The organism is Chryseobacterium defluvii, assembly GCF_014204415.1.
GTDB lineage: Bacteria > Bacteroidota > Bacteroidia > Flavobacteriales > Weeksellaceae > Chryseobacterium > Chryseobacterium defluvii_A.
The window spans coordinates 1,326,600-1,350,631 of the sequence record NZ_JACHLE010000001.1; the positions used below are offsets into that span (position 1 = coordinate 1,326,600).

The window sequence follows — 24,032 nt, forward strand, 5'->3', positions numbered from 1 at the left end:
ACAAACAGTTACATATATTTATTGATCCATTTATACAAAGTCGTTTTAGGAATCCCGTGCTCCCTTATAATCTGCTGCTTTGTCTTTTTACCTGACTTCAGAAGCTCCAGCATACCATCTATTATTTCTTTTGTATAAGTGTTCTTGCGGAAATGAGGCAGTGAACCCTTCCCTGCTTCTGATGTATGCCGGGGTTTTTCCGGAGGACCGTAAAGCATCAGATGCTGAGAATAAATCCTGAAAAAATCATACTTTAGCAGTTTACTCCACCTAAGCAGCAGTTCAGTATCCAGATCTTCGGAACGGTACATCTGTTCAATTTCTTCTTCAGTACATTTCAGAAAATTACATATACGAGGGGTTTTGATTTCATACTCGATAACTTTGGATTGGATCAGGTGCCCGATCATAATTTCATTACAATTATACATTGATCATTTTTAATAATCATAGTGTACCTCTTTTACTCAGAAATATAAGAAACAGATATGGTTGAATTGCTTAATTTATACTGCCTGGTGTGAGCTCCCCTTACCCAAAACTGTGTACCCGCTGCCAGATAAGCTGTTCCCACAAGGTTATGATACACTTCAGGGGTTCTCTCTGAATGGTTGGTGCGGTTTTTTGCTATACCCACTCCCGCAACCGTTTCAATGATTGATGATGCTGTACCGGCCGTTTCCCCGTTTGGGTTTGTGTTCAGATCATAGGTAAGATATACCACTACCTGATAGTATCCAGCTTTAACAATAGTGAATATGCCGGTGGCAGCATTATAAGTCGCATTAGAATTATCTATTTTAGGAATACTGTTGAATACTAATGTATTATAAGGACCGCCCGCGAAGCTGCCATTTGGCGGGCTTATATTATTTTTTACTCCTACAACTGTAGTTTTAGGAATAAATACCTGTTCCAGATCTACCCATGACGGAGCAGCACCAGGACCGTTGGATTTAATAATCTGGCCTGCAGTTCCTGGGTTCCCTGCAGCAGAAGCATTTCCGCCCAGATTCAGTTCATTGGTTACCTGTAAGGCTCCATTCACATGTAATGTTTTTTGAGGGGTTGATGTATTTATCCCTACCTGCGAAAACGCGAATAAAGAAGCTAATAAAGCCTGTGATAGAATAATTTTTTTCATGTTTTGTATATTTTAAATTGTCCTTAGCGGCTATTTTATTTTTGTAAATAACCTTTAGCAAAACAAATAAAAATTCAAAAAAGACTCAAAAAACTACCTATCTCACAGGTATCTAAAATTACAAAATACTAATAATCAAATATTTATATACAATTATTCTTATTCCAAATTATTCATCCAGGTATAAATATCTTCCGCAGACGAAATATTCAGTTTCTTTCTGACTCTGTTTTTACGAAGCTGGATAGCTCTGGGAGTGATAAAATTATATTCTGCAATTTCTTTGGTTGAAAAATTCAGGCGCAACAGCGCACAGAATTTCAGGGTCTCCGGATTGATATCGGGATAAATCTTTAACAGGGCCCGGTAAAATTCCGGATAAACTTCTATGAAACGGGTAATAAATTCCGGACTGTTTTTTTTGGCCAGCTCTATTACCTCTTCAAACCCTTCATTTATTCTGGATTTCAGTTCCAGAGCTTCTTTTTCCTTCTGCTTTATTTTCTCTTCATTCTCCTTTATGATCTCTGCCAATGATTTTTGCTTACTTTGATAGACTTTAATCAAAATCCATAAAACAATCCCGGAAAATAATACTATTAATAATATGGTAATGAAAAGCTGATCTTCTTTATGTTTATACTCCTGTTCTTTATCTTGAATGTACTGCTGTATGGGAAATTCGGATTCTGGCTTCTGTGCTTTGGAAATACTGTCATATAACCTGGCATATTCATGCAGATAATGATTGGACGACTCTTTATCAAGCAGACTGTCAGAAATACGGTGCAGGAGCCAATACGTATCTCTCACCGTGACAGGAAGCCTGATTGTTTTTGCCAGCGTCAGGCTTCTGAGGTAGTATATTCTCGCACTGTCATACAGTTTCTTCTGCTCATACCACTCACCCCATGTTCTTTGCAGGCTGTATTCATCGAATTTTGAAAAATCACCAGCCTTCTTCTGAAGCTGGTCAGCCATCTTAAGATAGTATTCAGCAGACTTAAAATCTTTTTTATAATAGATATAATAGTATGCCAGAGAATTACTTGTATATGAATTCCTGACTTCATCAAAGGCTATCTTACTATAGTAAAATGCAGAATCCATTTTCTTTTGCATTTCATATATGTAAATGACACTACTATAAGAATAAACAAGTAATTTATTTCTTTTAACCCCTTTTGGCAGGTCTTTAGAAATCAATATGGATCGCCTGAATTTTTCCTGCGCCTGGGTGTATAATCCCAGTAAAGAATAATTGTTGCCTTGTTCCGCATCAATAGAAGCCTCCAGCTCTTTACTATTTAATTTTTTACTTTCCTTTTCTGCAAATTTTAACAGTAAAAAACTTTCTTTATGCTTACCCATCCTTGCAAAAATATTTCCCAGATTACAGTAGCCCTTTACTACTCCATCCGTATATTTTGCCTTTTCGCATTTTTCAATCAGTTCCTGATTCAGCCTTATCACTTTTTCATAATTACCCTTATCTGCTATATCCACAGAGACTTCCCATAGCAATTTTTCTACCTGATCTTTATCAAATCTGTTCTTTGGTGAAGCTGCAAAAGCATTACAAAACAATCCTAAAAAAGATAACGCAAATATCTCAGCAAGGTATTTTAACGGTTTCATATGCATAGATAATTCATTTCGGTTCAAAAAAATAAAACATACCTATCTCACACATATCTAAAATCACCCAATTAGCAAGTAAAATAAATTTTCAGCTTCAATATCTTTAACTAAAAATCCTGATTCATTTTAATTAAATCGATGGTTCGGCTGATCAAAGCGATTGAAAAAAGCATTCACTCATTAACAGCTGAGCGGACAATAGCTATTGACCGATAATTTATATTGGTTATTCTTCAGATACAGACTGAAGGCCTGCGGATATAGTTTAAAGAATGTAATTAATAATAAGATTCTTCATTTCACTTCGTCCTATTCAGAATGACAGGCCGAACCGGGTTGTAAGCAAAGATGAATATAAAGCTGGAATCATTATCATAAATTTTAATTATTATATACCAGTACCTGCATTTTGGTAAGCATGGCTTCTGTATCCCCATTGTACCCTGAGTAAGTGGAAGGCACGAAATTTACGATCTGATTGCCTGCCCAGGCAGAATACTGTACTTTGAAGGTATAGGTTCCTGCGGCAAGCGTCACTGCTTTCAGAAATGTTACAGGAATCGGAAGCCTCACCAATGCTGTTCCGCTTACCATTGATGTATAGGCAGAAGATATCTTGACTCCATTCTGCAGCAAATAAAAGGCACCCTGTGCATCGGTAGCTGTGGAGCTTGTAGCATAGCCCAGCACAGTAAACAGGAAGGTCTGGGTAATACCGGCAGGAACAGTTAATGTTATAGTAACTCCCGGCACATCTGCAACCGCCCCCTGGTTGATAGTCAGTGCTGTGGTTCCCTGCACATAATTTGCAGTAGATATTGTCCCGCTTGAGGTGTTCAGTGTTTTCCAAGTAGGGGCCACCCCCGCTCCGTTAGATGTCAGGATCTGGCCGCTTGTGCCCGCACTTCCTGCCGCACCGGAGCTTCCTCCTACATTGAGCTCATTCGTAATCTGTAGATCTCCGTTGACGTGTAGTTTTCTCTGGGGTGTAATTGTACCAACTCCTACATTTCCCCCGTTAATAGCCGTAAGCGCAATAGCACCATTAGTCGCAAGATGCACTGGGGATGTACTCCCTGTAGTAGATCCTACATACAGCCCGCTGGAAGCACCACTTACCAATATCTGCCCGGAACTATTTATATCCTGAAAAATGCTAAGATTGGATGCGGCAGCACCAAAACCAGCTGCAAGACGGATATTAGCTCTGGTTACCGCTGACATATTAATATTCGCGTCAGTTACAGTATGATTAAAATTAATACGATTGGAACCATTTTGAAAAAATAAAGTATTTGTCCCCATATTCACCTGCCTGTTTCCTGAGAGGGTACCATCCGAATTATAAATATTAAACGAAGTGTCCAGTTTGGTCCATACCGATCCATTAAAATAATAATAGCCTACCGTGTCAATATTCACCGCCGTACCACCGAGGGAACCTGTGGCAATACTGTTCACATAGATCAATGTAGAAGTGGGAATACTGGTCATACTTTGAGCTCTTTCCCTGTCAACTCTTGGAATCAGCATACCATCAACGTTAGAAGTAGTACCTGTAGCATTTTTAGCCGTTATGTCCAATGTGGCAGCAGGGGTAGAATTACTAATGCCTACCTGAGCATAATAAAACAAAGGAAGTAAAAAAATCCAGGGTAATAAATTTCTTTTCATTTTTTTCGTTTGTAAAAATTAGCATATCAAATTTACAATAATTAAATTTATTCCAAGTAATTATTCATTATATTTAACATAAATTAAATAATATTATTAAAAACAAAGAACAGGCAATGTTTTTTTGCCTGTTCCATATATTTTATTCTTTAATCGGGGAATTAATACTCAAATAACACACTTCCCCAGGTAAACCCGCTTCCGAAAGCAGAAAGAAGAACAAGATCCCCTCTTTTAATCTTTCCTTCCTCAATCGCTTCATTCAAAGCAATCGGGATAGAAGCAGCAGTAGTATTCCCGTATTTCTGGATATTATTATGTACTTTTTCATCCGGCAATCCGAATTTCTGCTGAACAAATTGTGCAATCCTCAGGTTCGCCTGATGCGGAATGAACATATCCAGATCTTCAATTGTTTTTCCTGCTTTCTGCAATGCTTCCTGCATGGTCTCGGGAAATCTTGTCACTGCATGCTTGAATACAAAGTTTCCGTTCATGATCGGGTACACCTCTTTATTGGTCACATTTTCAGGTTCTTTCCTCATCCTGTCACTCCATCCGTATTTGGATCCGGGGAATTGCGTGCATAGTTCATCGGCATACTTCCCTTCCGAATGCATATTAACTGCTAAAATATCCCCTGCATTCTCATCTTCCGTAGCCGAAAGTACAACAGCTCCTGCACCGTCACCAAAGATCACGGAAACCCCTCGCCCTTCATCAGAAAAATCCAGTCCGAAGGAATGAACCTCTGCTCCTACCACCAGAATATTTTTATACGTTCCGGACTTAATAAAAGCATTGGCAACACTCATAGCATATACAAATCCCGAACACTGGTTTCTTACATCCAATGCCCCAATTGTATCACATCCCAGCATATCCTGAAGAAGCACTCCGCATCCCGGAAAATAATAATCCGAAGAAAGGGTTGCAAAAATAATATAATCTATATCTTTTGCCGTTAAGCCTGCTTTCTCAAGTGCCTTTTCAGAAGCCTTAAAGCCTAAATAAGCTGTGGTTTCCTCAGAGTCGTTCCTGTTTTTTCTATGTCTTCTTTCTTTAATACCTGTTCTCTCTGTAATCCATTCATCATTCGTGGTCATCAGTTTTGCCAGATCATCATTGGTTACAACATTATCCGGGACATAAAATCCGATACCTTTTATTGTGCTTTTAATCATATAGTTTTTTAATTTTGGCAAAGATAAAACTTATTTAACACATAGTTTTTCAAATTATTACTATTTTTAACGTATGCCAATTAACACCATATACAGAGACTCCCGATGCGAATGGGTAGATGTGGAAGCCCCCGTACAGGAAGACCTTACTTTTCTTCATGAAAGATACGAGATCAATAATTTCCTTTTGGAAGATACCCTGGACCCCAACCACCTTCCTAAATATGAAGAGGACGGGCAGGTAAAGTTTTTCCTTTTGCGTGAGAGTACGGAGCTTGAAAGGAAGAACCTTAATACCATCAGCGATATCAGCACCAAGATCGGGATCTTTCTTTTAGGCAATACCATCATTACCATCCACAGGATGAAGGCCAAAAGTATAACGGAAACCAAAAAACAGCTTTCCGGGATGAATACGGAAACCGATCCGCAAAAAATCGCATTAATGATCGCATTGCTGATCATGAAAAGCTTTGATGATGAAGCCGTAAGCTTAATGGAGACTATGGACAATATCGAAAATGAGATTTTCCTCAAAAATACCAATCACACCACCCAAATCCGGAGGTTATACAAACTGAAGAGAAAATCCGGACTGAACTCCAGAGTGCTTACCATTTCCACGGATGCCATAGATAAATTCAGGTTGCTGGGGTTGCAGGATTCTGAGGTATCTGACCTGAAAGATAAGCATAAAGATGTAGTAGCCGATTTTGATCACCTGAACATACAGATCACCAACCTCATCTCTATGTTCCTGGCTTTATCGGATCAGAAGGCCAACCAGGTGATGAAAGTCCTTGCCATCTATTCCGTATATTTTTTACCGATCACCTTTATTGCCGGATTGTATGGGATGAATTTCGACAATATGCCGGAACTCCGCCACAAATACGGATATTATGTTACATTAGGCGTAATGGCACTCATCGTAATCTGTACTTTTATCTATGCAAGGAGAAAACAATGGTGATTTTACCATTCAATTAGGGTAAAAATACCTATGCTTTGGAAACCGATAATAATTATTTTTATAGTATGAAAAACCAATAATAGTTGCTGCTATTTCTATATTATATTAAGTATTAAAAGCAGCAATCAATGCCTAATACCTGTTAACTATGAAAACGGATGCTCTTAATACCATTCTTGAGGAGCGTGTTCTCTCCCGGGGATCTAAGGATAAACTGACAGCCCTGCATGAAAATATTTCATCCAAAGAGTTTTCAGACCTGCTGGATGCAGAAGGCAATCAGTATGTAGAATTTGTACAGGAAGGCGGCGGCGTATGGGGAAGTGCTCTTGTTGGCTATCTTTATGGGCTTGAAATTTTCGGGATCCGCTTCCTGAAGGTGGCCGGAACCAGTGCAGGAGCCATCAACACCATGCTCATTGCGGCCTGTAAAACCAAAGAAGAAGCCAAAAGCGGTATCATCAAGGATATCCTTTTCAACTGGAACTTTGCAGATTTTATGGATGGGAAACCTTATGTAAAATCCTTTATACATTCCTTACTGAATAATAAAAATTTCCTGAAGATCAATGCCATGATCGCAGCTGCCATCATGCTTATCCTGATCATTATTCCTTTTGCCTTCCCTTCTGAAACCACACTACAGGCCAAGCTTCTTTTCCTGATCCCGCTGATTCCTCTTGTAGTCACTTTTTTCTGTGTGAAAAAGCTCTATAATGATTTCAAAAAACAAAACAGCGGCCTTAATCCCGGAAATGTTTTTCTGAATCAAATGACTGATGTAATGAAAGGATTTGGAATAAGAACAGTTGCCGAGCTCAATGAAAAATTTATACAGCAAGAAAAGAAGCTTAATCTGAATTACCGCTACGGAAACGGAATGGAATACTATGCCATTGCGCTCAACAGCATTGAAGAGATCCGGGTAAATAATTCGGAGCATCTAGACCAGACCCGATACAGGATATTTTATGAGAGCGCCGTGAATAATGATTATTATAAAAATGATCCTTTCTACCTGCTAAAATCCGAATATATCATTATTGCCACAGACATCAATGCCAAAATAAAGGTGGAACTGCCTACAATGGCCAACCTGTATTGGTCTGAGGAAGAACTGAAACGCATCAGCCCGGCGGAATTCGTCAGGGCTTCCATGTCCGTCCCTTTCTTTTTTGAGCCATATCAAAAGAGGATCGATAAGGATCAGGACTCGGTAAAGTATGCATGGAAATTCTGGATGAATACTAAGCCGGAAGACATCTACCCTGCCGGGGTATTTATTGATGGCGGAAGTATTTCCAATTTTCCAATCGATCTTTTCCATTCCAGTGATGTTTTTTATCCGAGAATGCCTCTTTTTGGAGTACAGCTTACCAGTGACTTGGATATCCTGTCTGAAAAAGGAAAAACCAGCGAGCAGATCCTGAAAAGCCCGTTTTCCTTTGCCGGAAACATCATCGGGACCCTGAAAGGTTTCAATGATAAATCTTTCCTTACCAAGCATACTTTTTATCATCTTTTCAGCATACAAACCGTGAACTGTGGCACCAGCAGCTGGCTCAATTTCTTTATGAAAAGGGAGGAAAAAGAAGAGCTTTTCAATAAGGGGTTTCAGGCAGCCCTTGATTTCCTTAACCAATTCGACTGGGAAAGATATAAATGTGAAAGGATGATGGTCTCTATGAAGGAGAAAAAGATTCTGAAAGAGGAAGATACGAAGACGGTGGGATAAGAAATTTTGAGTATTTTTATCTTTATAATATTCTGTATCCTTAATGAAAAAAAGATATTTTTTAATATTTGGAATTCTAATATTTTTAGGTTTTGTCTCAATTCCGGTGATTCATGTTCTAAAAACAAAATGGAAGGAGCCTGATAGTAATAAAACTGAAATCCCCAAGGGGTATACGAACGATGCGAGCCAGCTAAACCTGACCAAAATTGATACTTTAATAGAGGTTCCCAACAACAAATCGGAAATCGAAATCCAGCTTCGGCAGATCCTGAAATATGCAAAGGAAAATAATTTAAAAATTTCTATTGCCGGAGCACAGCACAGTATGGGTGGACATACTATTTATCCCAACGGAATTCTTCTCAATATGCTTCCATATAAACATATGGAACTGGATCCAAAAAACAATATTCTTACTATAGGTTCCGGTGCACTTTGGGAAGACGCCATAAAATACCTTGATAAAAGAGGAAAATCAATTGCAGTAATGCAGGCTTTCAGCTCATTCTCAATTGGCGGCTCAATAAGTGTAAACGGACATGGATGGCAAAAAAACCTGCCTCCTGTTTCTTCAAGCATTATCTCATTCACTTTAATGAATTATAAAGGAGAAATCCTTAATTGCAGCAGAACTGAAAATACAGAACTTTTTAAGCTGGTCATTGGGGGATACGGGCTTTTCGGGATCATACTTGACGTTAAACTGGAAGTTGTGAATAATCCTGCATTACAATACAAGTATATCCGTTTAAGCTCGGAGAATTATGTTGGCCATTATAAAAAATTTGTTTCGGATAATCCTAATGTGAATCTGGTCTTTGGAAGATTAGGAATATCCGATAAGCAGTTTTTGGAAGAAGCTACCATCAATTATTTTGAAAAAGTAAATGAAAAACCATTATCGCTTCCTGATCAAAATGCCAAAAACGAAGAAACTAAACGCCTGGTCTTCAGAAGCACCGTAAACAGTGAATATGGAAAAAGACTTCGATGGGATCTGGAAACCGGAATGAGCAAGATGTCAAAAAATGCTGTTTATTCCAGAAACGAGCTGCTAAACGATCATGTTTCCCTTATAGAAAATAAAGATCCTCATTCTACGGATCTATTACAAGAGTATTTTATCCCTGAAAGAAACTTCAATCAATTCATTAAAGAGATAAAGCCTGTTCTCAAAGAATCTAAAGTTGACCTGCTCAACATTACCATCCGTGCAGTGAATAAGGATAAAGACAGTTATATGAATTACGCCAGGGAAAATATTTTTGGCTTTGTTCTTCTCTTCAATCAAAAGAAAACAGAAAAGCAGGAGAGCGAAATGAAAGTCCTCACCAATGAATTGACAGATATTACGATTAAAAATGAAGGAACTTTTTATTTACCTTACAGATTGCATATCGATAAAATAAAGATGCGAAAAGTTTATCCTCAGTCCGATTCTTTTTTTGAATTAAAAAGAAAATATGATCCTCAGGAAATTTTTGACAACAAATTTTATCAACACTATAAATAATTTAAAACTGAATTATGAAATTTACCTGTGAATGCTGTGGAGAAGAACACTAAGAATGGTCTGCCCTTGCCTATTCGTCACCTGCCCACTATCTGGATTAACCGAAGAAGAATTGGAACATGCAAAACTCAGTTCGGATTTATGCATGATTGAATATCCTGATCACGCGAACAGATTCATCCATGTTATATAAATGTTTATTTTTCAAATAGTTATATACTTTATTACTTAAACATAGGATCGTTGGTTGGATTGAACGATGATTTCGGATTTGCCTAGTACACACTATGGCTGGTCATTAGGCCTGTATGCCTCCATTCTTAGAGTCATTTTTAAGCTGTTCAACAAAATAAGAAGGCGTAAATCCGGTTTCTTTCTTAAAAGCGATTACAAATACCTGACGCGAGCCATAGCCGCTTTCACTGGCAAGGTATTCGATTTTGTATTCCCTGTAGACAGGCTCATCCATTAGTTTTCTTGTAATATAATCAATCCTAAGCCCGTTGATATAATCGGTAAAGTTTTTATTGCTTCGGATTTTGATGACTTCTGTGAGATAGCTGTTATTCGTATTGAGATAGTCTGACAGCCATGACCGGCTGATTTCATTGCGAAGATACTTGCCGGATTTTTCAAATTTTATAAGTTTTTGAAGTAAGGTTTTTGTTGTCTCCTCAGTAATGCCGGCACGTAATCTTATTCCATTATTATCAGTATTTATCTGAGTTTCTCTAAAGATATTTTCTGCTTCTTTTTCAGATTTTATCCTGGTGATTAATTCTTCATATTTTTTATGGATAAGCTTATTTTTTCTTTTCCAGTAAAATACTACGAATAATAAAACTAAAAGTGAAATTGTTGATACGACAATAATTTTACCCGCAAGCTTTTTTTTCTGAATTTTATCTGATTCTGAAACCAGTAATTTAAAAGATTTATCCGCGGCATTTTTTTCTGCAATCCTGATACTGTCTTTAAGATAAGAATATTCACTCATATAGAATTTTGATTTTTCCTTTTCACCAATTTCCATATAAGAATTTGCCAGAAATTCAAAAGATTCTACTCTGTTGTAAGGATTCGGAAATCGTCTTTCTAACTCTATTGCACGTTTTGCAAAATCTATTGATTTTTCATATTCTTCTTGTTCAAGATATAACCAGCTTATTTGATTCATCAACATAGTTTTGTGGTTAACCGATACATTGTATTTTTCATTTTCATGGATGCTTAATGCTTTAAAAAGATGTTTTTCTGCCAATTCCAAGCTCCCTTTGATATTGTTTTGCTCAAGGTAAAATATACCCAAACGCATATCAATGAATGCCATACTACCATATTTAAAATCATTAGGTACTGTTTCGTTATCTCTTACCTGCAAATAAGCCTCAAGACTTTTATTGAGATAATATATTGTTGAATCTCTATATTTTTTATTATTAAACTGTTTATTAACGTAATATACTGATATGTTTTCATAACACAGGCCCAGAGTATATTGTCTTTTATTCTTATCCTCAATTGTTTTTGTATAGCTGATAGCAGTTTTGAAATCCTTCAGGCCGGCATTATAAAAGCCAAGACGCACTAAAGCAAGTGCATTCATGCGATATGTATCGGATATAAGGTAAGAATATCTTTTATCCCAATTTGTGCTTTTTAGGCTGCTTACCAATTCTATTATTTTTTTATTTCTATTCTCGGCCATATATAATCTTATCAAATAATTGCTGCTTTGCAAGATGCCCAGATCGTAATTCTGTTTTTCAGATTCTGTTTTTAACTGTAATAATAAATTTTCATTTTGCTTCAGGTTGGTACCGGGATTTTTTCTATATATATCCAGTTTTTCCTGAATTGCTGCACTGGTCATCGAAATTTTATGCTCATCTTTTTTGGAGCTTTGAGCAAAAAAGCTACAGAAACAGAAAAGCACGAAAAAGAAGTAGAGTGATTTTTTCATTGCAAAGAATTCGGGTTAGCTTTTACAAAAATAATATTCTCAATCTATAATTGTATGGAAACCATAATATTAAATTTTGTTTTTCAAATTATTCCACAAAAATAAATTATATCATTAAATATCAACAGGTTAAACAACATCTTGTTTCTTGTAAAATCTCTCCGTTTTTCAAATTCTGTCACACTTTGATTGGGTCCGTGTCGATGTACTTCATGATATTGCACGTAAATCCAGTTTTTGTATAGAAACCCATGAAATCAGATTCCATTTTTCAAATTATTCCATCAAATAAAATTATATTATTAAATATCAACAAGTTAAGTTTCATTCTATTTCCTGTAAAATCTTTTTGTTTTTCAAATTCTGCCATACTTCAATTGTATATGCCCGGGTGTTCTTATAATATTGCACGCAAATTCAATCAATAAATAAGTGCTTTATGATTATTAAGACCTTACACAACTCAAAATGACTTAGAGTACTGTTGATTAATAATAAAAAAAATATGTCCGGACTTCAGATGCTGGTATAAGTTAATAAGGTCCGGAAAAACTAAGATCAAAAATTTACGAACATAAAACCCAAAAAAATGATTAGAAAATTTATAACCGGATTTGCGCTTACAATAAGTGCAATCGTATTTTCACAAGTGGGAATTGGTACTGCAACCCCTCATACAAGTGCAGACCTTGAGTTGGGTTCCCCTAACAAAGCACTCTACCTCAACAGGGTTGCCAATACTTCGTTAATAGATGACCCACAACCAGGTATGCTTATCTATGACCTGGAAGACAAATGTGTAAAAGCTTACCAAGGCGATCCTTCAGCATGGTCTGACTGTCTTATCGGCAGCCCTGTAAACGGAGTGGGAACAGTGGCATCACTTAACTGTGGATCCGCTGCATTCAGCCCTGCTTCAGGAACACAGGGTACTGCCTATACAGGTACGCTGACTGTACCGTACACAGGGGGCAATGGCGGGCCTTATGGATCACAGTCATTTGCTCAGGACGGACTCACCTTTACACTTCCTGCAGGAAACTTTGCTAATGGAGCAGGAAATCTTGTTTACAATATAACAGGTACACCCACAGCCACAGGTACAATTTCTGTAAACATAACGGCAGGGGGACAAAGCTGCAACGGGCTAGCATTGATAGTCAATCAGAATGGAACGGGAGTACTTCCTACCAACATCACTCTGGCACAAAACAGAAGGTATTTTATCGCATCAGTTTATGATCAGGATTATTTACCTTATACAGCACCTGCAGCACCTGCCAGCACAAATGTGGTAAATGCAGATGGTGCCAGTGAAACGGTTACAGTAAATGTACAGGGTGCCCTCACTACCGCAGGTATTACGGTACAGATCCCGGTAGCATCCGTTACCGGAAGTGGAACCATAAATGCATGGACCAATACCATTATTGTTCCGGCATCTCTTACAGAAGATGGTGTTTCCAGGCAGATCCAGCTCTCATGGGCATCTCAGTCATATACTGCCTCTGCAAAATTCATCACGGCAACTATTAAATCTGTTGGAGGAACATTAAATGCAAAAAAGCTCGATATCAATGCAGGAATTGGCAACGACTATATAGGTATATTATTAGGAATGTTCCAGTATCCTTACAATAATGCGGGTGCGGTAACAGGATATGAAGTTCGTGACATACCGGGAATCCCGGACAGAATGTTTGGATTAACAGATAATACACCGGCTGCCGGGCAGAGACACAACTTCCTTTACTTACCTGTACAGGCAGAAGATGGTAATATATGGCTGAACAACAATCTGGGGGCTAATTACAATAATATTAACCATGCCAGCTTTAACCCAACCCAACAGGCGACGGGCGCCGGAGATCACAACGCCTACGGTTCTCTTTTCCAATGGGGAAGGAAGCCTGACGGGCATGAGCTGATCAACAGGATGGGCAGCACCGGCGGAACAGGCGTAACCGGTACATCCACTACAAAAAGTAATAACCCTACACATTCTCTGTTTATAATCTCCAATACAGCTCCGGTAGGTGATTGGCGTGTTAATACGGACAATACACTTTGGACCACCAATGACCCTTCAGACAATCCTGTCTGCCCTGTTGGTTTCCATGTTCCTTCAGAAACAGAGTTTCTTACCTGGATCAACTCTGCAGGGGTTACTAATGGACCTACTTCTGCAGTTTCCATGCTCAAACTTCCACTTAGTGGAAAAAGAATGGGAACTACTGGCGGTACACCTTCTGCCGGTATTGTGGGTAACGAAAATTCATGGGGACAATACTGGAGCAGCACTGCTTCTACTACTTTTAATCAGTATGCCCACCCATTTGTTTTTCATCCGTCTGGTTATGAATATGGTGTTGGTTCTAATCGTGCCGATGGCTTAACTGTCCGTTGCAAAAAAGATTAACAGATAATATGGTTAATCCAATCTAAGCTTTATGTATACCAGCCTGCCGGAAATAATTTTCGGCAGGTTTTAGAAATTAAAGAGATCAGAATGAGCAAAGTAGCATTATCAGCTTTGTTCCTTCTCTAAGGTCATCTTGAACTTATAAATTATCTATTATGAATCTTAAGAATATACATATTGGTACGCATATTAAGCAAAAAGTCCGGGAATCGGATATCTCTATGCAGAGAATCTGTAATTTCTTAGCCTGTGAAGAGGAAGATATATCTGATATGTTCCTTCAGAAAAGTATTGATACGAATATACTGCTACGATGGTGTAAACTTCTTGAGTACGATTTTTTCAGGTTTTATACAGGACATCTTATTCTCTATTCACCGCCGGCCGCTCAAAAACCCAAGGTTAGAAAAGAAGAAAAAAGTAATAGTGAAAATATGAATTTCCGGAAGAATATTTATACTCAGGAGGTGAAGGATTTCATACTGGAAAAACTGGACAAAAAAGAAATGACCATCAATGAAATTATTGCTAAATACAGAATTCCCAAAACTACTCTATACAGATGGACTAAAAAAGCACCCATTAAATAATTATACCCATGAAACCAGATTACAGACAGATCTATACAGATATCCTGACAGAAAAATATCCTGAAAAAATACAGGACCAATATATAAAACACAAAATTGAACATATCAATAATGTTATGGACATCCTTACCATCAATGCACTTATTTTTGGAAAACACAACCATGAACCGGAGAATCAAAAACTACGCTCCTATGACAAAAGTTCCATATTAATTATTTTGGATTACCAAAGAAAGAATCAGATGAATAATTCTCAGATTGCAAATCATTTCAGGCTCAGTAGAAACACAATTGCTAAATGGAAAAAAATTTATGTATAATAAAAATAATATTGAAATTGTTTAAACTTTTTCTGCTGAAAGAAATTACAGAAAAATTAGCCTTTCTAAATTACGATTTTAAGGAAGATAGTAATAGTTCTGGATAGTGATTTTTTAAGTCCTCCCTATAACCATCCTAAAACAGATATCCCTAACTTAAAAATGTTAATTAATATTACGTTAACTGACAGTGAAAAATACTTAATTAATTTTGCTTGTGTTAATGGTTTCTACCATGAACATTCATACTAACAAAAAACACAAAGGGGAGTATTATTTCGTTACTCCCTTTTTATTCTGCTCCGGCAATTTAATTTTTTAAAAGCGCAATTAAAATATTTTTTATCCTTGTTTTTTTATATCCTCTCCCACATGGGTTTCTGCTCTAAAACCTTCTCATAAACAGAACACGATTCCGTATGAGCGCCCTTTAAATAGCCTATGCTCATCAGAAATTCATTAACGATCTCGCCACCGGTAAATTTGAATGTTCTCTTAAATATCTTCATCCATTCCTGTAAAGTTTTCGGATGATGATGCTCCAGCCATTTCCCGAAGGAGCCAAATTCTTTCTGTAGCTCAATGATTGTTTTTGCATTTTCAATTGCAGCGTTTACTTTTAATTTATTTCTGATGATCCCACTATCGTTAAGCAGCCTTTCACGGTCTTTCTCCGTATAAGCAGCCACTTTTCGGATGTCAAAATTGCTGTATGCATTCCTGAAGCTTTCTTCTTTCTTCAGTATGGTTTCCCAGCTAAGCCCCGCCTGATTGATCTCCATGATCAGCCTTCCGAATAATTCGTTATCATCTTGAATGGGAAATCCGTAATGATGATCATGATAATTTTTATGAAGCTCTTTCCTACTTTCAGGCTGCATTCCTTCTATAGCTGAACAATAACTCATTTCAATATATTTTTTGTTTTAATTTGATACAAAATTACTGCGAAGTAGTGACAACAGGTAGTCAGCAGCTTTTGAATATTTGTATAAAAATAACAGTATTCCACAAAAAACCTCCGGAATTTCCGGAGGTCTTGTGTTATTTAATGCATCGCTTCACTCAGATCCAGCTTTTCTTTGCTTTTCCTTTCTTTTATGAACAGGATAAACGGTATACATATTAAGAATATCACCCCTAAATAGAGGAAAACATCCATATACGATAAAACCGCTGCCTGTTTCGTTACCGTTAAATCTAAAATTTTATAGGCCGAACTCTGAGCGACGTCAGGAGCCAGTCCTTTTGCCATAAAGCTGGCTTTTAATGCCTGCAGCCTCTGCTGTACATCGAAGCTGTTGCTGTCCAGATGAGAGAGTAAATTTACCCTGTGCTTCTGGCTTTCATTAGCAATAAATGTAGTAATTGCTGCAATCCCGAAAGAACCGCCCAGCTGCCTCATCATCCCTGTAAATGCAGCTCCCTGGCCAATTTCCTGCCCTTTCAGCGTACTTAATGACAATGAGGTGATCGGGATAAATAACAATCCTAAACCAGCCCCTCTCACCATAAGCATCCAGAAAAATGCATCCTTGCCGGTATCGGGAGTAAGAATTTTATATCCCCAGAAACTGTAAATAAAGAACACAAATAATCCCAATGCAACCAAAATCTGCTGTTTAGCTCCTTTGGTCAATAATCTGCCAATAATAGGCATCATGAAAGCGGTCGTAAGCGCAGCCGGGATCATTAAAGCTCCGGACTGTAAAGCCGTCCACCCCAGAATACTCTGTGTATATAAAGGAACAATAAATGTAGAGCCATATAATCCAAATCCTAATACAAAAGACATTACGGTTCCGATCCTTAGATTTCCGTTCTTTAATACCCTGAGTTCCACAATAGGATATTTGTAGGTAAGTTCTCTCCAAAGGAATAAAATAAATCCTAAAACTGCCGTTGTCGTAAAGGCTACTATCATTCCGCTTTCGAACCAGTCTTCCTCATGCCCTCTTTCCAGAATAAACTGTAATGAGCCAACGGTAAGCGCCAGTAAGGCAATTCCCAGCCAGTCTACATCCGAAACTTTGCGTTTCTCAGCATACTTCGGGCTTTTTACGAACTGTAATGTCATCAAAGTCGCTGCAATCCCGATGGGAATATTGATATAAAAAATATACGGCCAGCTGTAATTATCAACAATATAGCCTCCCAATGGCGGTCCCAGTGTAGGGCCAATGATCACTCCCAATCCGTAAATAGCCTGTGCCATACTTCTTTTCTCCACTGGATATGACTCTGTGATGATGGTCTGTGAAGTTACTAATAACGCTCCTCCTCCAATTCCCTGGCACAATCTGAAAAATACCAGTTCCCAGATATTGGTAGCATTCCCACATAAAAATGAGAATACAGTGAATATAATAATGGAAGCCGCGAAATAATTTCTACGCCCAAACTGCTGTGAAAGCCAGCTTGTCATGGGAACAATGATCACGTTACCTATCGCATAAGCCGTAATTACCCATCCTACTTCGGAAAGTGTAGCTCCCAGATTGCCCTTCATTTCATTCAGGGCAACATTCACGATTGTGGAGTCTACAATTTCAAGCAGAGCGCAAAGAATAGCCGTTATGGTAATGATGACTCTCCTGGCTCCGTATTCTACTAATGAATCCTGCATAATTTGTCTTGCAATATTTGTAAAATGTACGATGTAAAATGTATAATGTATTGATTTTTTTTGTTTTTAAGCGTGCTAAAGCTCTCTCCTATTAATTAATTAATCAATCGTCGATGATCTATAATTTTTGATATTCCGCAAAGCATCATTCATACATTATACCTCAATACATGAATACGTATTTAATTTAAAGTCACTTCAGCTTTCACATTCATTCCGGTTCTCAGCTTTTGGGCTATCGTCTTATCCAAATTGATGAAATCGATCTTTACAGGCAGCCTTTGTACCACTTTTACGAAGTTCCCGCTGGCATTATCCGGAGGAAGAATGGAAAAGGTGGCGCCTGTTGCCGGGGAGAAAGAGCTTACTACTCCGTTAAATTCTTTGTCAGGAAATGCATCGATCTCAATTTTCACCTTTTGTCCTTCTACCATTTTATCAACCTGGGTTTCCTTGAAGTTGGCCACTATCCATTTCTGATCATTCTTAACGAGACTGAACAATTGAGCCCCGGCCTGCAAATACTGCCCTGCCTGAATAGGAACTTTTCCTACAAAACCGTCTTCAGGAGCAACAATTACAGTATATGATAAATTGAGCCTTGCATTTTCCACATCCACTTCTCTCTGTTTAGCTACTGAGCTGGCAACACCGATCTGTTGAGAACTTGCCGCAGTCTGGGAAGAAGCTACGCTGGTCTGCTGTGCCACCTGGTTTCTCTGGTCGATCAGAACCTGCAATTGCTTGTCTGCAGATTGTTTCGCTGCCAGAGCCTGCTCATACTGCTGCTCTGTGATAGAGTGATCTTTTACGAGGTTGGCGTATCTTTTTAAATCCTGTGAGGTTTTCCATACATTTACCTTTGCAGCTTCAATCTGTGCGTTAGCGGTTGCTACCGCTGCTTCTGATGTATTGATATTCCTGGAAGTGGCGGCAGTAGTCGCCTGAGCCGTTGAAATATTGCTTTTCGCTGTAGCCAAGGCTGCCTGAGCCTGTACTAATGCCATTTTCTGATCTCTGTTATCTAAAATAACCAGCGTGTCTCCTTTTTTTACCAGTTGGTTATCTTTCACTTTTACCTCAGCTACATACCCTGAAATTTTAGAGATCACCGGGGCCATATTGGAAGCGATCTGGGCATCATCCGTTTCCTCATGGGTCTGACCGTAAGAATAGGTTCTGTATCCATAAATTCCCCCTCCGATCACTACAACAGCTAAAATTATCGGGAAAAGCAGATTCTTTTTCTTTTTAGGTTCGGTGGTTTGTGTATTATTGTTTTCCATTGTTGGTAGTATTCTTTTATTTAATTGTTAAAGTTCCGGTTGTTTGTAATAGTTTTCTGTAAGCTAATACAGCATCAGCTTTGGCATTGATCACTCCTACGTTGGCAGAGATCTGTGCTGCATCCGCGTCCAGCAGTTCAGTCATGGTTGCCAAACCATTATCAAACTTATTTTTGGTAATCCTGTAATTTTCGTTAGCCTGTATCGCAGATTTTTCAAACACCGCAATTCTCTGTTTGGAATAGCCTGCATTCTGATACTCCCTGTTGACTTCAAGTCTGATATTATCATTTAGCAGTTCATTGGTCGCTTCCAGCTGCAGTTCTCTCGCATGAGACTGCTTTAAGGCTGAATTCTGCTTCCATAGATTGGCCAGATTGTAAGAAACCCCCACCCCGACATTCACTGCATTATAAATCGTGATAAACTTCGGAGCATCTGCTGCAATGTACCCACCGGTTAATGCAACTGTAGGATAATTTTCTGCTTTTGCTGCCTTTGTTCCCAATTGTGCCGCTTTTCTCTGTTGGTCCAAAGCCTGAAGATCTTTACGGTTCTGCTGTGCTTCATTTACATAATAGTCTACCGGTTTGGTATCCTCCGTTTCTTCTATATATTGAGGATCTGTCTCCAATTCTGTAGTCTGGGGAAGTCCCAGCAGCAGATCCATATTGATATTGGCAATATGGTAGTTGTTCCTGGCTTCCAACAGCTGAAGCTCAATGTTCGATGTCTGAAGATTGGCTTTTAATCGGTCATTTCTGGCGATCAGCCCATTATTTTCCATCTTTAGGAAAGTTTCATCCCTTTTTTCGGAAGCAGTAAGATTTTCTTCTAATACTTTTATCGACTGGCTGGCTTTAAACAGGTTATTATAGGCCTGTGCAACGTTATAGGCAATAGCGATCTTATCATTCTCTGTGCTTAATCTGGCCGCTTCCACAAGGTATTTCGCCGATTCAATCCCGTACCTGATCCTTCCGCCTGCATACAAAGGCATGGAAAGGCTGGCCTGGCCTAAAAATACAGATTTCGGGGCTGCCATTTCACCACCACCGGAAGCACCCGATTCCCCTAAGAATTTAAGGTCTACTTTGGCATTGGTGAGACGCATATAGCTGCCGGAAAGCTTAAGATCCGGAAGCTGCCTGTTTTTTGCATCCAGAAGGTCTGCCGTGGCTTCTTCTATTTTGGCCGCATCAATTTTCAGATTTTTACTGTTTTGGATTCCCAATTGTACAGCTTCATCCAGATTAAGCTGTTTTCTCTCCTGCGCATTGGCACTTATGCAACCTGCAAACAGGGAGAATGCAATCACTGAGTTATTTATTCTCTTCATAACCTAAAAGGTCTTTTAAAATATGTTTTATGTGGTTTTTAAGCTCTGTATAATACTTTTCGTCAAAAACTTCTTCTTCCCCGGTATCATTCAGGAACTCTTTGTACATTCCTTTGGCGTTGAAAGCATAAAATAAGGTACCGCTGACAGTCGCATGAAGCAGGTAGATCGGAGGATTCTTAGTAAAGATCCCTTTTTTCAATCCACTTTCCAGTATCTGTGAATACATAGAGATAAAGCCCATTTTCGCCTGTTTCAGGAATTCCACGATCTGTGGATTCTCAGTATAAAGCTGCTCGCGCTGCATGATCCTGTAAAAGCACTTATGGTTCCTTATTCTTCCTGTAAACTGCTCTACTATTTTCTCTACTTTTTCCCATTCATTGATATCGGTTCTCTCTAAAATATCTTTTGAGAAAAACTGCCCTTCCTTCATCCTGTATTCTACCAGACCTTCATACAGCTTTTCTTTTGAGCCGAAATAATAGGATATCATAGAGATATTCACATTGGCAGCTTTGGCGATCTCCCTTGTAGAAGTCCCTTCAAAGCCTTTCTCTGCAAAAAGCTTTTCGGCTGCAAATATTATGTTTTCTTCTTTTGAAATCATTTTGTATCTATTTTTCTGCTGCAAATGTACATTAAGATTTTATACAAATCAAACGATTGATTGATTTTTTAATTTATTTTTAATTTTAGTTAATACAAGTATTTGAAAATTACTATATTTGACTTCAGATAAAAATTAAAGAATTATGAAAAAATTTGTTTCTGCTCTGGCAGTTGTTGGCTTGTTTACATTCAGTTTTGCTCAGGAAACTCCAAAAGGTGGATGCTGCGCTGGTAAAGAAAAAAAGGAATGCTCCGTAAAAGATAAGAAGGCATGTAGCGATGATCATCACAAATCTTGTGATACGAAAGCTAAAACAGCCGAAAATGAAAAGACCAAGACAAAAACTACTGCAAAAGCGAAAAAAGCAGCTTAATATTTTATAGTATTGGCAGACAGCAATTTTGTCATTCCGCATAAACCCGGACTAAATAGGTACTATTACTTGTCGAGATTCTTCACTGTGTTCAGAATGACAAACGTTAATGCATATTAAAAAATTAAAGTCCTGAAAATTTCAGGACTTTTTTATGTGTTCTTATGGATATATCTTGAAAGCTTTATTCCAAGGTCTGTCCATATTATTTTAGGATTCCCGTTCCTTGTCAGGTGCAGGTCGGCAGTATTGATCTCTTCCAAAATGCTTTCAATATTGGCTCCGCTTATAAACCGGGAAAAACCTGTCCAGTTAAAACCGTTCGCATCGATCTTTTTATAGACCAGATCCTCGGACTGATAGTTTTGAAGTAAAGCCAGCCTGAAAATTTCCGAACAATAGTTCAGAAAGTTCTTTTGCTTCTCGCGGTTCCATCCGGATATTTCCCTTGCCCAGAAGATGATACTTTTAAGGAATTCGGGTTTCTTCTTCACTTGGAATGCATCACGCACCCATTGAATAAACAGTTTTTCGAATTCATCACTCTTATTTCCGGCATTTAAAAGCTTAATCGCTTCATTAAGGTTTCCCTGGGCTTCATGTACAATTTCTTTCACTTTTTCATCCGCTACTGAAAAACTTTTCCTCAGGCACGCCTCCAAATCTTCATCATTAATTCTCGGAACTTCCACCACCTGGGTACGTGACAGGATCGTAGGAAGAATATCATTTGTGCTTTCAGCGGTTAAAAGAATGATCGTCTTTGCCGGAGGTTCTTCTAAAAATTTAAGGAATTTATTGGAAGCGGCAATGTTCATTTTATCAGCTCTCCATACGATGAGCAGTTTTGTTCCGCCTTCATAGCTTTTAAGCGAGAATTTCTGGTTCTGGTCATCTATTTCATCTGCTGAAATAAAAAGCTGTTTATTCTCCGAATCCAGGAATGCCGTCCAGTCATCATAGCTCGCATAGGGAGAAGCCAGGATCATTTCCCTGAACTCCTCGAATTTATTCTTACTTAAAGAGTTTTTATTATCTGTATAAACCGGGAAACTGAAATGCAGGTCCAGATGATTCAGGTGCTCTACTTTTGAAGCGGCATGCTCATTTTCTCCACTCAATATTTCTTTGGCATAAGCTAAAGCCAGCGGTAAGGTTCCATACCCTTCTTTTCCGACAAAAAGTTGGGCGTGACTCACCCTATTTTCAGCGATACTGTCTTTTAAAAGTCTTTTCAGGTTTTCCTGTCCGGCTATGTTCTCCCAATTCATGTTTCAAAGATAAAGAAATTTGGGAAAGGTAAGATTGCATATGGCTGATTTATGACAACAGTAAGGAATGTCTGGTAAATTTATAGAGGTTGACGTTCTAATTTAATTTTTAATAATTGTCAAATAATTGTATATTAGAAGAAATTAATAATTAAAAAAACAAATAACTATGGCAAAAATTATTTCCTTGTTCAATCACAAGGGAGGAGTTAGTAAAACAACTACCGTTTTTCATTTGGGGTGGAAATTGGCATCACAAGGCAGAAAAGTGCTTATGATAGATGCAGATCCCCAATGTAATTTAACTGGTCTAACACTTGGTCTTGAAGATTATGATTCTTTACTTAATTTTTACAATGATGAAGAAAATACAGATATTTTTAGTAGTCTTGCGCCAATATTTGAATTGGACGCCACCGAAACAGCTGACAAAAAGAATCCAAATTCAATAACACCTACGGCAAATGAGAATCTTTTTATTTTAGCTGGTAATATCCGATTTTCAGAATTAGATATACAAATTGCTACAGCCCTAACAAGTAGTAGTACAATTCCGATCTTGAGAAAATTTGTAGGATCATTTAATAATTTTGTTAGAAAAATTGCTGATCATAATAATATTGATATAGTATTAGTTGATATGAGCCCAAGTGTATCATCAACCAATCATTGCATATTCATGAGTTCCGATTATTTCATTATTCCTGTCTCCCCCGACTTCTATTGTTATCAAGCAATTGATTCTTTAAGTAATGTTTTGCCCAAATGGGCAATTGATATTGAGCGTTTTAAAGGTACTGGAGAAGATGATTTACCAGAAAATAATCCAAAAATGTTAGGGTTTATAACACAAAATTATAGAATTTATACCGTTAATAAAAGTGACGAAGATGAAACCGATTCTCCAAAGAAAATGTCCAAGGTTTATCAAGATTGGTTAGACAAAATTAATGATATTTTAAACAGTAAACTTGTTCCTGAACTTCAGGAAAAAGATATGATTGTAGATGAAGAATTATTCAAATCGTCTGTAACGCATGGAGATCCTTATCATTTAGCCGGAATTCAAAACTTCAGCGGATTAATTCCTGTTTCGCAAGAAACATCTAAACCTATATATGAATTAACAGAGACTGATGGTAATTGGTCTGGTGCACGATGGAAACATGAAAAAAATGGAAAAGAATATGGAATTAAGGTAAATATTGAGGATGCAAATAAAGTTTATAGTAGTTTAGCGGAAGCTATAACCAAGATGATATAAAATAAAAAAACTCAATTTAGATTGCCCAAAAAACTAAACATTTTAGGGGCATTTATGTAGAGGCATGATATTCTGATTATCTTATTAAATCATTGCAA

General features: G+C 37.9%; 20 protein-coding genes. 8 read left to right on the plus strand and 12 right to left on the minus strand.

Annotated features, from left to right (window positions below; translation table 11 throughout):
* Window positions 1-8: 8 nt before the first annotated feature.
* From HNP38_RS05965 to HNP38_RS05985, 5 genes are all read right to left on the minus strand, one after another.
* Window positions 9-431: a helix-turn-helix domain-containing protein gene (locus HNP38_RS05965; RefSeq protein ID WP_184185923.1), complete on the minus strand. Its 423-nt coding sequence runs from the start codon at window positions 429-431 to the stop codon at window positions 9-11.
* A gap of 32 nt (window positions 432-463) precedes the next feature.
* Window positions 464-1,144, minus strand: a complete 681-nt coding sequence (locus HNP38_RS05970; protein WP_184185926.1) for a hypothetical protein — start codon at window positions 1,142-1,144, stop codon at window positions 464-466.
* A 159-nt stretch (window positions 1,145-1,303) separates the two neighbouring features.
* Window positions 1,304-2,782, minus strand: a complete 1,479-nt coding sequence (locus HNP38_RS05975; RefSeq protein ID WP_184185929.1) for a tetratricopeptide repeat protein — start codon at window positions 2,780-2,782, stop codon at window positions 1,304-1,306.
* A gap of 384 nt (window positions 2,783-3,166) precedes the next feature.
* Complete coding sequence (locus HNP38_RS05980; RefSeq protein ID WP_184185932.1) at window positions 3,167-4,459, minus strand: hypothetical protein; 1,293 nt, start codon at window positions 4,457-4,459, stop codon at window positions 3,167-3,169.
* A 161-nt stretch (window positions 4,460-4,620) separates the two neighbouring features.
* Window positions 4,621-5,643 (minus strand): 3-oxoacyl-ACP synthase III family protein, encoded by a 1,023-nt coding sequence (locus HNP38_RS05985; RefSeq protein ID WP_184185935.1) that lies wholly within the window; start codon window positions 5,641-5,643, stop codon window positions 4,621-4,623.
* 73 nt (window positions 5,644-5,716) lie between these two features.
* On the opposite strand from HNP38_RS05985, the gene HNP38_RS05990 reads away from it, so the two are divergent.
* The 3 genes from HNP38_RS05990 (at window position 5,717) to HNP38_RS06000 (ending at window position 9,867) form a co-directional block, all read left to right on the plus strand.
* A complete protein-coding gene (locus HNP38_RS05990; RefSeq protein WP_184185937.1) occupies window positions 5,717-6,616 on the plus strand; it encodes a CorA family divalent cation transporter in 900 nt (299 codons plus the stop codon).
* A gap of 148 nt (window positions 6,617-6,764) precedes the next feature.
* The gene (locus tag HNP38_RS05995) at window positions 6,765-8,351 is read left to right on the plus strand and encodes a patatin-like phospholipase family protein (protein ID WP_184185940.1); all 1,587 of its coding nucleotides are present in this window, start codon (window positions 6,765-6,767) and stop codon (window positions 8,349-8,351) included.
* Window positions 8,352-8,394: 43 nt separating this feature from the next.
* Window positions 8,395-9,867, plus strand: coding sequence for an FAD-dependent oxidoreductase (locus HNP38_RS06000; RefSeq protein WP_184185943.1), 1,473 nt, complete (start codon window positions 8,395-8,397; stop codon window positions 9,865-9,867).
* A gap of 298 nt (window positions 9,868-10,165) precedes the next feature.
* On the opposite strand, the gene HNP38_RS06005 is transcribed toward HNP38_RS06000, so the two are convergent.
* The gene (locus tag HNP38_RS06005) at window positions 10,166-11,830 is read right to left on the minus strand and encodes an AraC family transcriptional regulator (protein WP_184185946.1); all 1,665 of its coding nucleotides are present in this window, start codon (window positions 11,828-11,830) and stop codon (window positions 10,166-10,168) included.
* 589 nt (window positions 11,831-12,419) lie between these two features.
* On the opposite strand from HNP38_RS06005, the gene HNP38_RS06010 reads away from it, so the two are divergent.
* From HNP38_RS06010 to HNP38_RS06020, 3 genes are all read left to right on the plus strand, one after another.
* Window positions 12,420-14,249: an FISUMP domain-containing protein gene (locus HNP38_RS06010; RefSeq protein ID WP_184185949.1), complete on the plus strand. Its 1,830-nt coding sequence runs from the start codon at window positions 12,420-12,422 to the stop codon at window positions 14,247-14,249.
* 158 nt (window positions 14,250-14,407) lie between these two features.
* Window positions 14,408-14,842, plus strand: a complete 435-nt coding sequence (locus HNP38_RS06015; RefSeq protein ID WP_184185952.1) for a transposase — start codon at window positions 14,408-14,410, stop codon at window positions 14,840-14,842.
* A gap of 8 nt (window positions 14,843-14,850) precedes the next feature.
* Entirely contained in the window at window positions 14,851-15,162 is a 312-nt protein-coding gene (locus HNP38_RS06020; RefSeq protein ID WP_184185955.1) for a helix-turn-helix domain-containing protein, read from the plus strand.
* A 356-nt stretch (window positions 15,163-15,518) separates the two neighbouring features.
* On the opposite strand, the gene HNP38_RS06025 is transcribed toward HNP38_RS06020, so the two are convergent.
* The 5 genes from HNP38_RS06025 to HNP38_RS06045 all read right to left on the minus strand — a co-directional run bounded on the left by HNP38_RS06025 (window position 15,519) and on the right by HNP38_RS06045 (window position 21,023).
* Window positions 15,519-16,070, minus strand: coding sequence for a DNA-3-methyladenine glycosylase I (locus tag HNP38_RS06025; RefSeq protein ID WP_184185958.1), 552 nt, complete (start codon window positions 16,068-16,070; stop codon window positions 15,519-15,521).
* A gap of 140 nt (window positions 16,071-16,210) precedes the next feature.
* Window positions 16,211-17,788, minus strand: a complete 1,578-nt coding sequence (locus HNP38_RS06030; RefSeq protein WP_184185961.1) for a DHA2 family efflux MFS transporter permease subunit — start codon at window positions 17,786-17,788, stop codon at window positions 16,211-16,213.
* Window positions 17,789-17,970: 182 nt separating this feature from the next.
* Complete coding sequence (locus tag HNP38_RS06035) at window positions 17,971-19,074, minus strand: HlyD family secretion protein (RefSeq protein ID WP_184185965.1); 1,104 nt, start codon at window positions 19,072-19,074, stop codon at window positions 17,971-17,973.
* A gap of 16 nt (window positions 19,075-19,090) precedes the next feature.
* On the minus strand, window positions 19,091-20,413 hold the full coding sequence (locus HNP38_RS06040; protein ID WP_184185968.1) for a TolC family protein: 1,323 nt from the start codon (window positions 20,411-20,413) through the stop codon (window positions 19,091-19,093).
* Entirely contained in the window at window positions 20,397-21,023 is a 627-nt protein-coding gene (locus tag HNP38_RS06045; protein WP_184185971.1) for a TetR/AcrR family transcriptional regulator, read from the minus strand. Before HNP38_RS06045 ends, HNP38_RS06040 begins: the two co-directional genes overlap by 17 nt.
* A 145-nt stretch (window positions 21,024-21,168) precedes the next feature.
* Between HNP38_RS06045 and HNP38_RS06050 the strand changes: the two genes are divergently transcribed.
* On the plus strand, window positions 21,169-21,399 hold the full coding sequence (locus HNP38_RS06050) for a hypothetical protein (RefSeq protein ID WP_184185974.1): 231 nt from the start codon (window positions 21,169-21,171) through the stop codon (window positions 21,397-21,399).
* 152 nt (window positions 21,400-21,551) lie between these two features.
* On the opposite strand, the gene HNP38_RS06055 is transcribed toward HNP38_RS06050, so the two are convergent.
* Window positions 21,552-22,670, minus strand: coding sequence for an ATP-binding protein (locus HNP38_RS06055; RefSeq protein ID WP_184185977.1), 1,119 nt, complete (start codon window positions 22,668-22,670; stop codon window positions 21,552-21,554).
* 169 nt (window positions 22,671-22,839) lie between these two features.
* Here HNP38_RS06055 and HNP38_RS06060 point away from each other — a divergent pair, with 169 nt between their 5' ends.
* The gene (locus tag HNP38_RS06060) at window positions 22,840-23,934 is read left to right on the plus strand and encodes a ParA family protein (RefSeq protein WP_184185980.1); all 1,095 of its coding nucleotides are present in this window, start codon (window positions 22,840-22,842) and stop codon (window positions 23,932-23,934) included.
* Window positions 23,935-24,032: the final 98 nt, after the last annotated feature.

Coding starts and splice junctions, on each gene's coding strand:
- HNP38_RS06005 (WP_184185946.1), bottom strand. CDS start 11,830: ATGAAAAAATCACTCTACTTCTTTTTCGTGCTTTTCTGTTTCTGTAGC.
- HNP38_RS06040 (WP_184185968.1), bottom strand. CDS start 20,413: ATGAAGAGAATAAATAACTCAGTGATTGCATTCTCCCTGTTTGCAGGT.
- HNP38_RS06060 (WP_184185980.1), top strand. CDS start 22,840: ATGGCAAAAATTATTTCCTTGTTCAATCACAAGGGAGGAGTTAGTAAA.
- HNP38_RS05995 (WP_184185940.1), top strand. CDS start 6,765: ATGAAAACGGATGCTCTTAATACCATTCTTGAGGAGCGTGTTCTCTCC.
- HNP38_RS06010 (WP_184185949.1), top strand. CDS start 12,420: ATGATTAGAAAATTTATAACCGGATTTGCGCTTACAATAAGTGCAATC.
- HNP38_RS05965 (WP_184185923.1), bottom strand. CDS start 431: ATGTATAATTGTAATGAAATTATGATCGGGCACCTGATCCAATCCAAA.
- HNP38_RS05990 (WP_184185937.1), top strand. CDS start 5,717: ATGCCAATTAACACCATATACAGAGACTCCCGATGCGAATGGGTAGAT.
- HNP38_RS05980 (WP_184185932.1), bottom strand. CDS start 4,459: ATGAAAAGAAATTTATTACCCTGGATTTTTTTACTTCCTTTGTTTTAT.
- HNP38_RS06045 (WP_184185971.1), bottom strand. CDS start 21,023: ATGATTTCAAAAGAAGAAAACATAATATTTGCAGCCGAAAAGCTTTTT.
- HNP38_RS06035 (WP_184185965.1), bottom strand. CDS start 19,074: ATGGAAAACAATAATACACAAACCACCGAACCTAAAAAGAAAAAGAAT.
- HNP38_RS06000 (WP_184185943.1), top strand. CDS start 8,395: ATGAAAAAAAGATATTTTTTAATATTTGGAATTCTAATATTTTTAGGT.
- HNP38_RS06025 (WP_184185958.1), bottom strand. CDS start 16,070: ATGAGTTATTGTTCAGCTATAGAAGGAATGCAGCCTGAAAGTAGGAAA.
- HNP38_RS06030 (WP_184185961.1), bottom strand. CDS start 17,788: ATGCAGGATTCATTAGTAGAATACGGAGCCAGGAGAGTCATCATTACC.
- HNP38_RS06050 (WP_184185974.1), top strand. CDS start 21,169: ATGAAAAAATTTGTTTCTGCTCTGGCAGTTGTTGGCTTGTTTACATTC.
- HNP38_RS05985 (WP_184185935.1), bottom strand. CDS start 5,643: ATGATTAAAAGCACAATAAAAGGTATCGGATTTTATGTCCCGGATAAT.
- HNP38_RS06055 (WP_184185977.1), bottom strand. CDS start 22,670: ATGAATTGGGAGAACATAGCCGGACAGGAAAACCTGAAAAGACTTTTA.
- HNP38_RS05975 (WP_184185929.1), bottom strand. CDS start 2,782: ATGAAACCGTTAAAATACCTTGCTGAGATATTTGCGTTATCTTTTTTA.
- HNP38_RS05970 (WP_184185926.1), bottom strand. CDS start 1,144: ATGAAAAAAATTATTCTATCACAGGCTTTATTAGCTTCTTTATTCGCG.
- HNP38_RS06020 (WP_184185955.1), top strand. CDS start 14,851: ATGAAACCAGATTACAGACAGATCTATACAGATATCCTGACAGAAAAA.
- HNP38_RS06015 (WP_184185952.1), top strand. CDS start 14,408: ATGAATCTTAAGAATATACATATTGGTACGCATATTAAGCAAAAAGTC.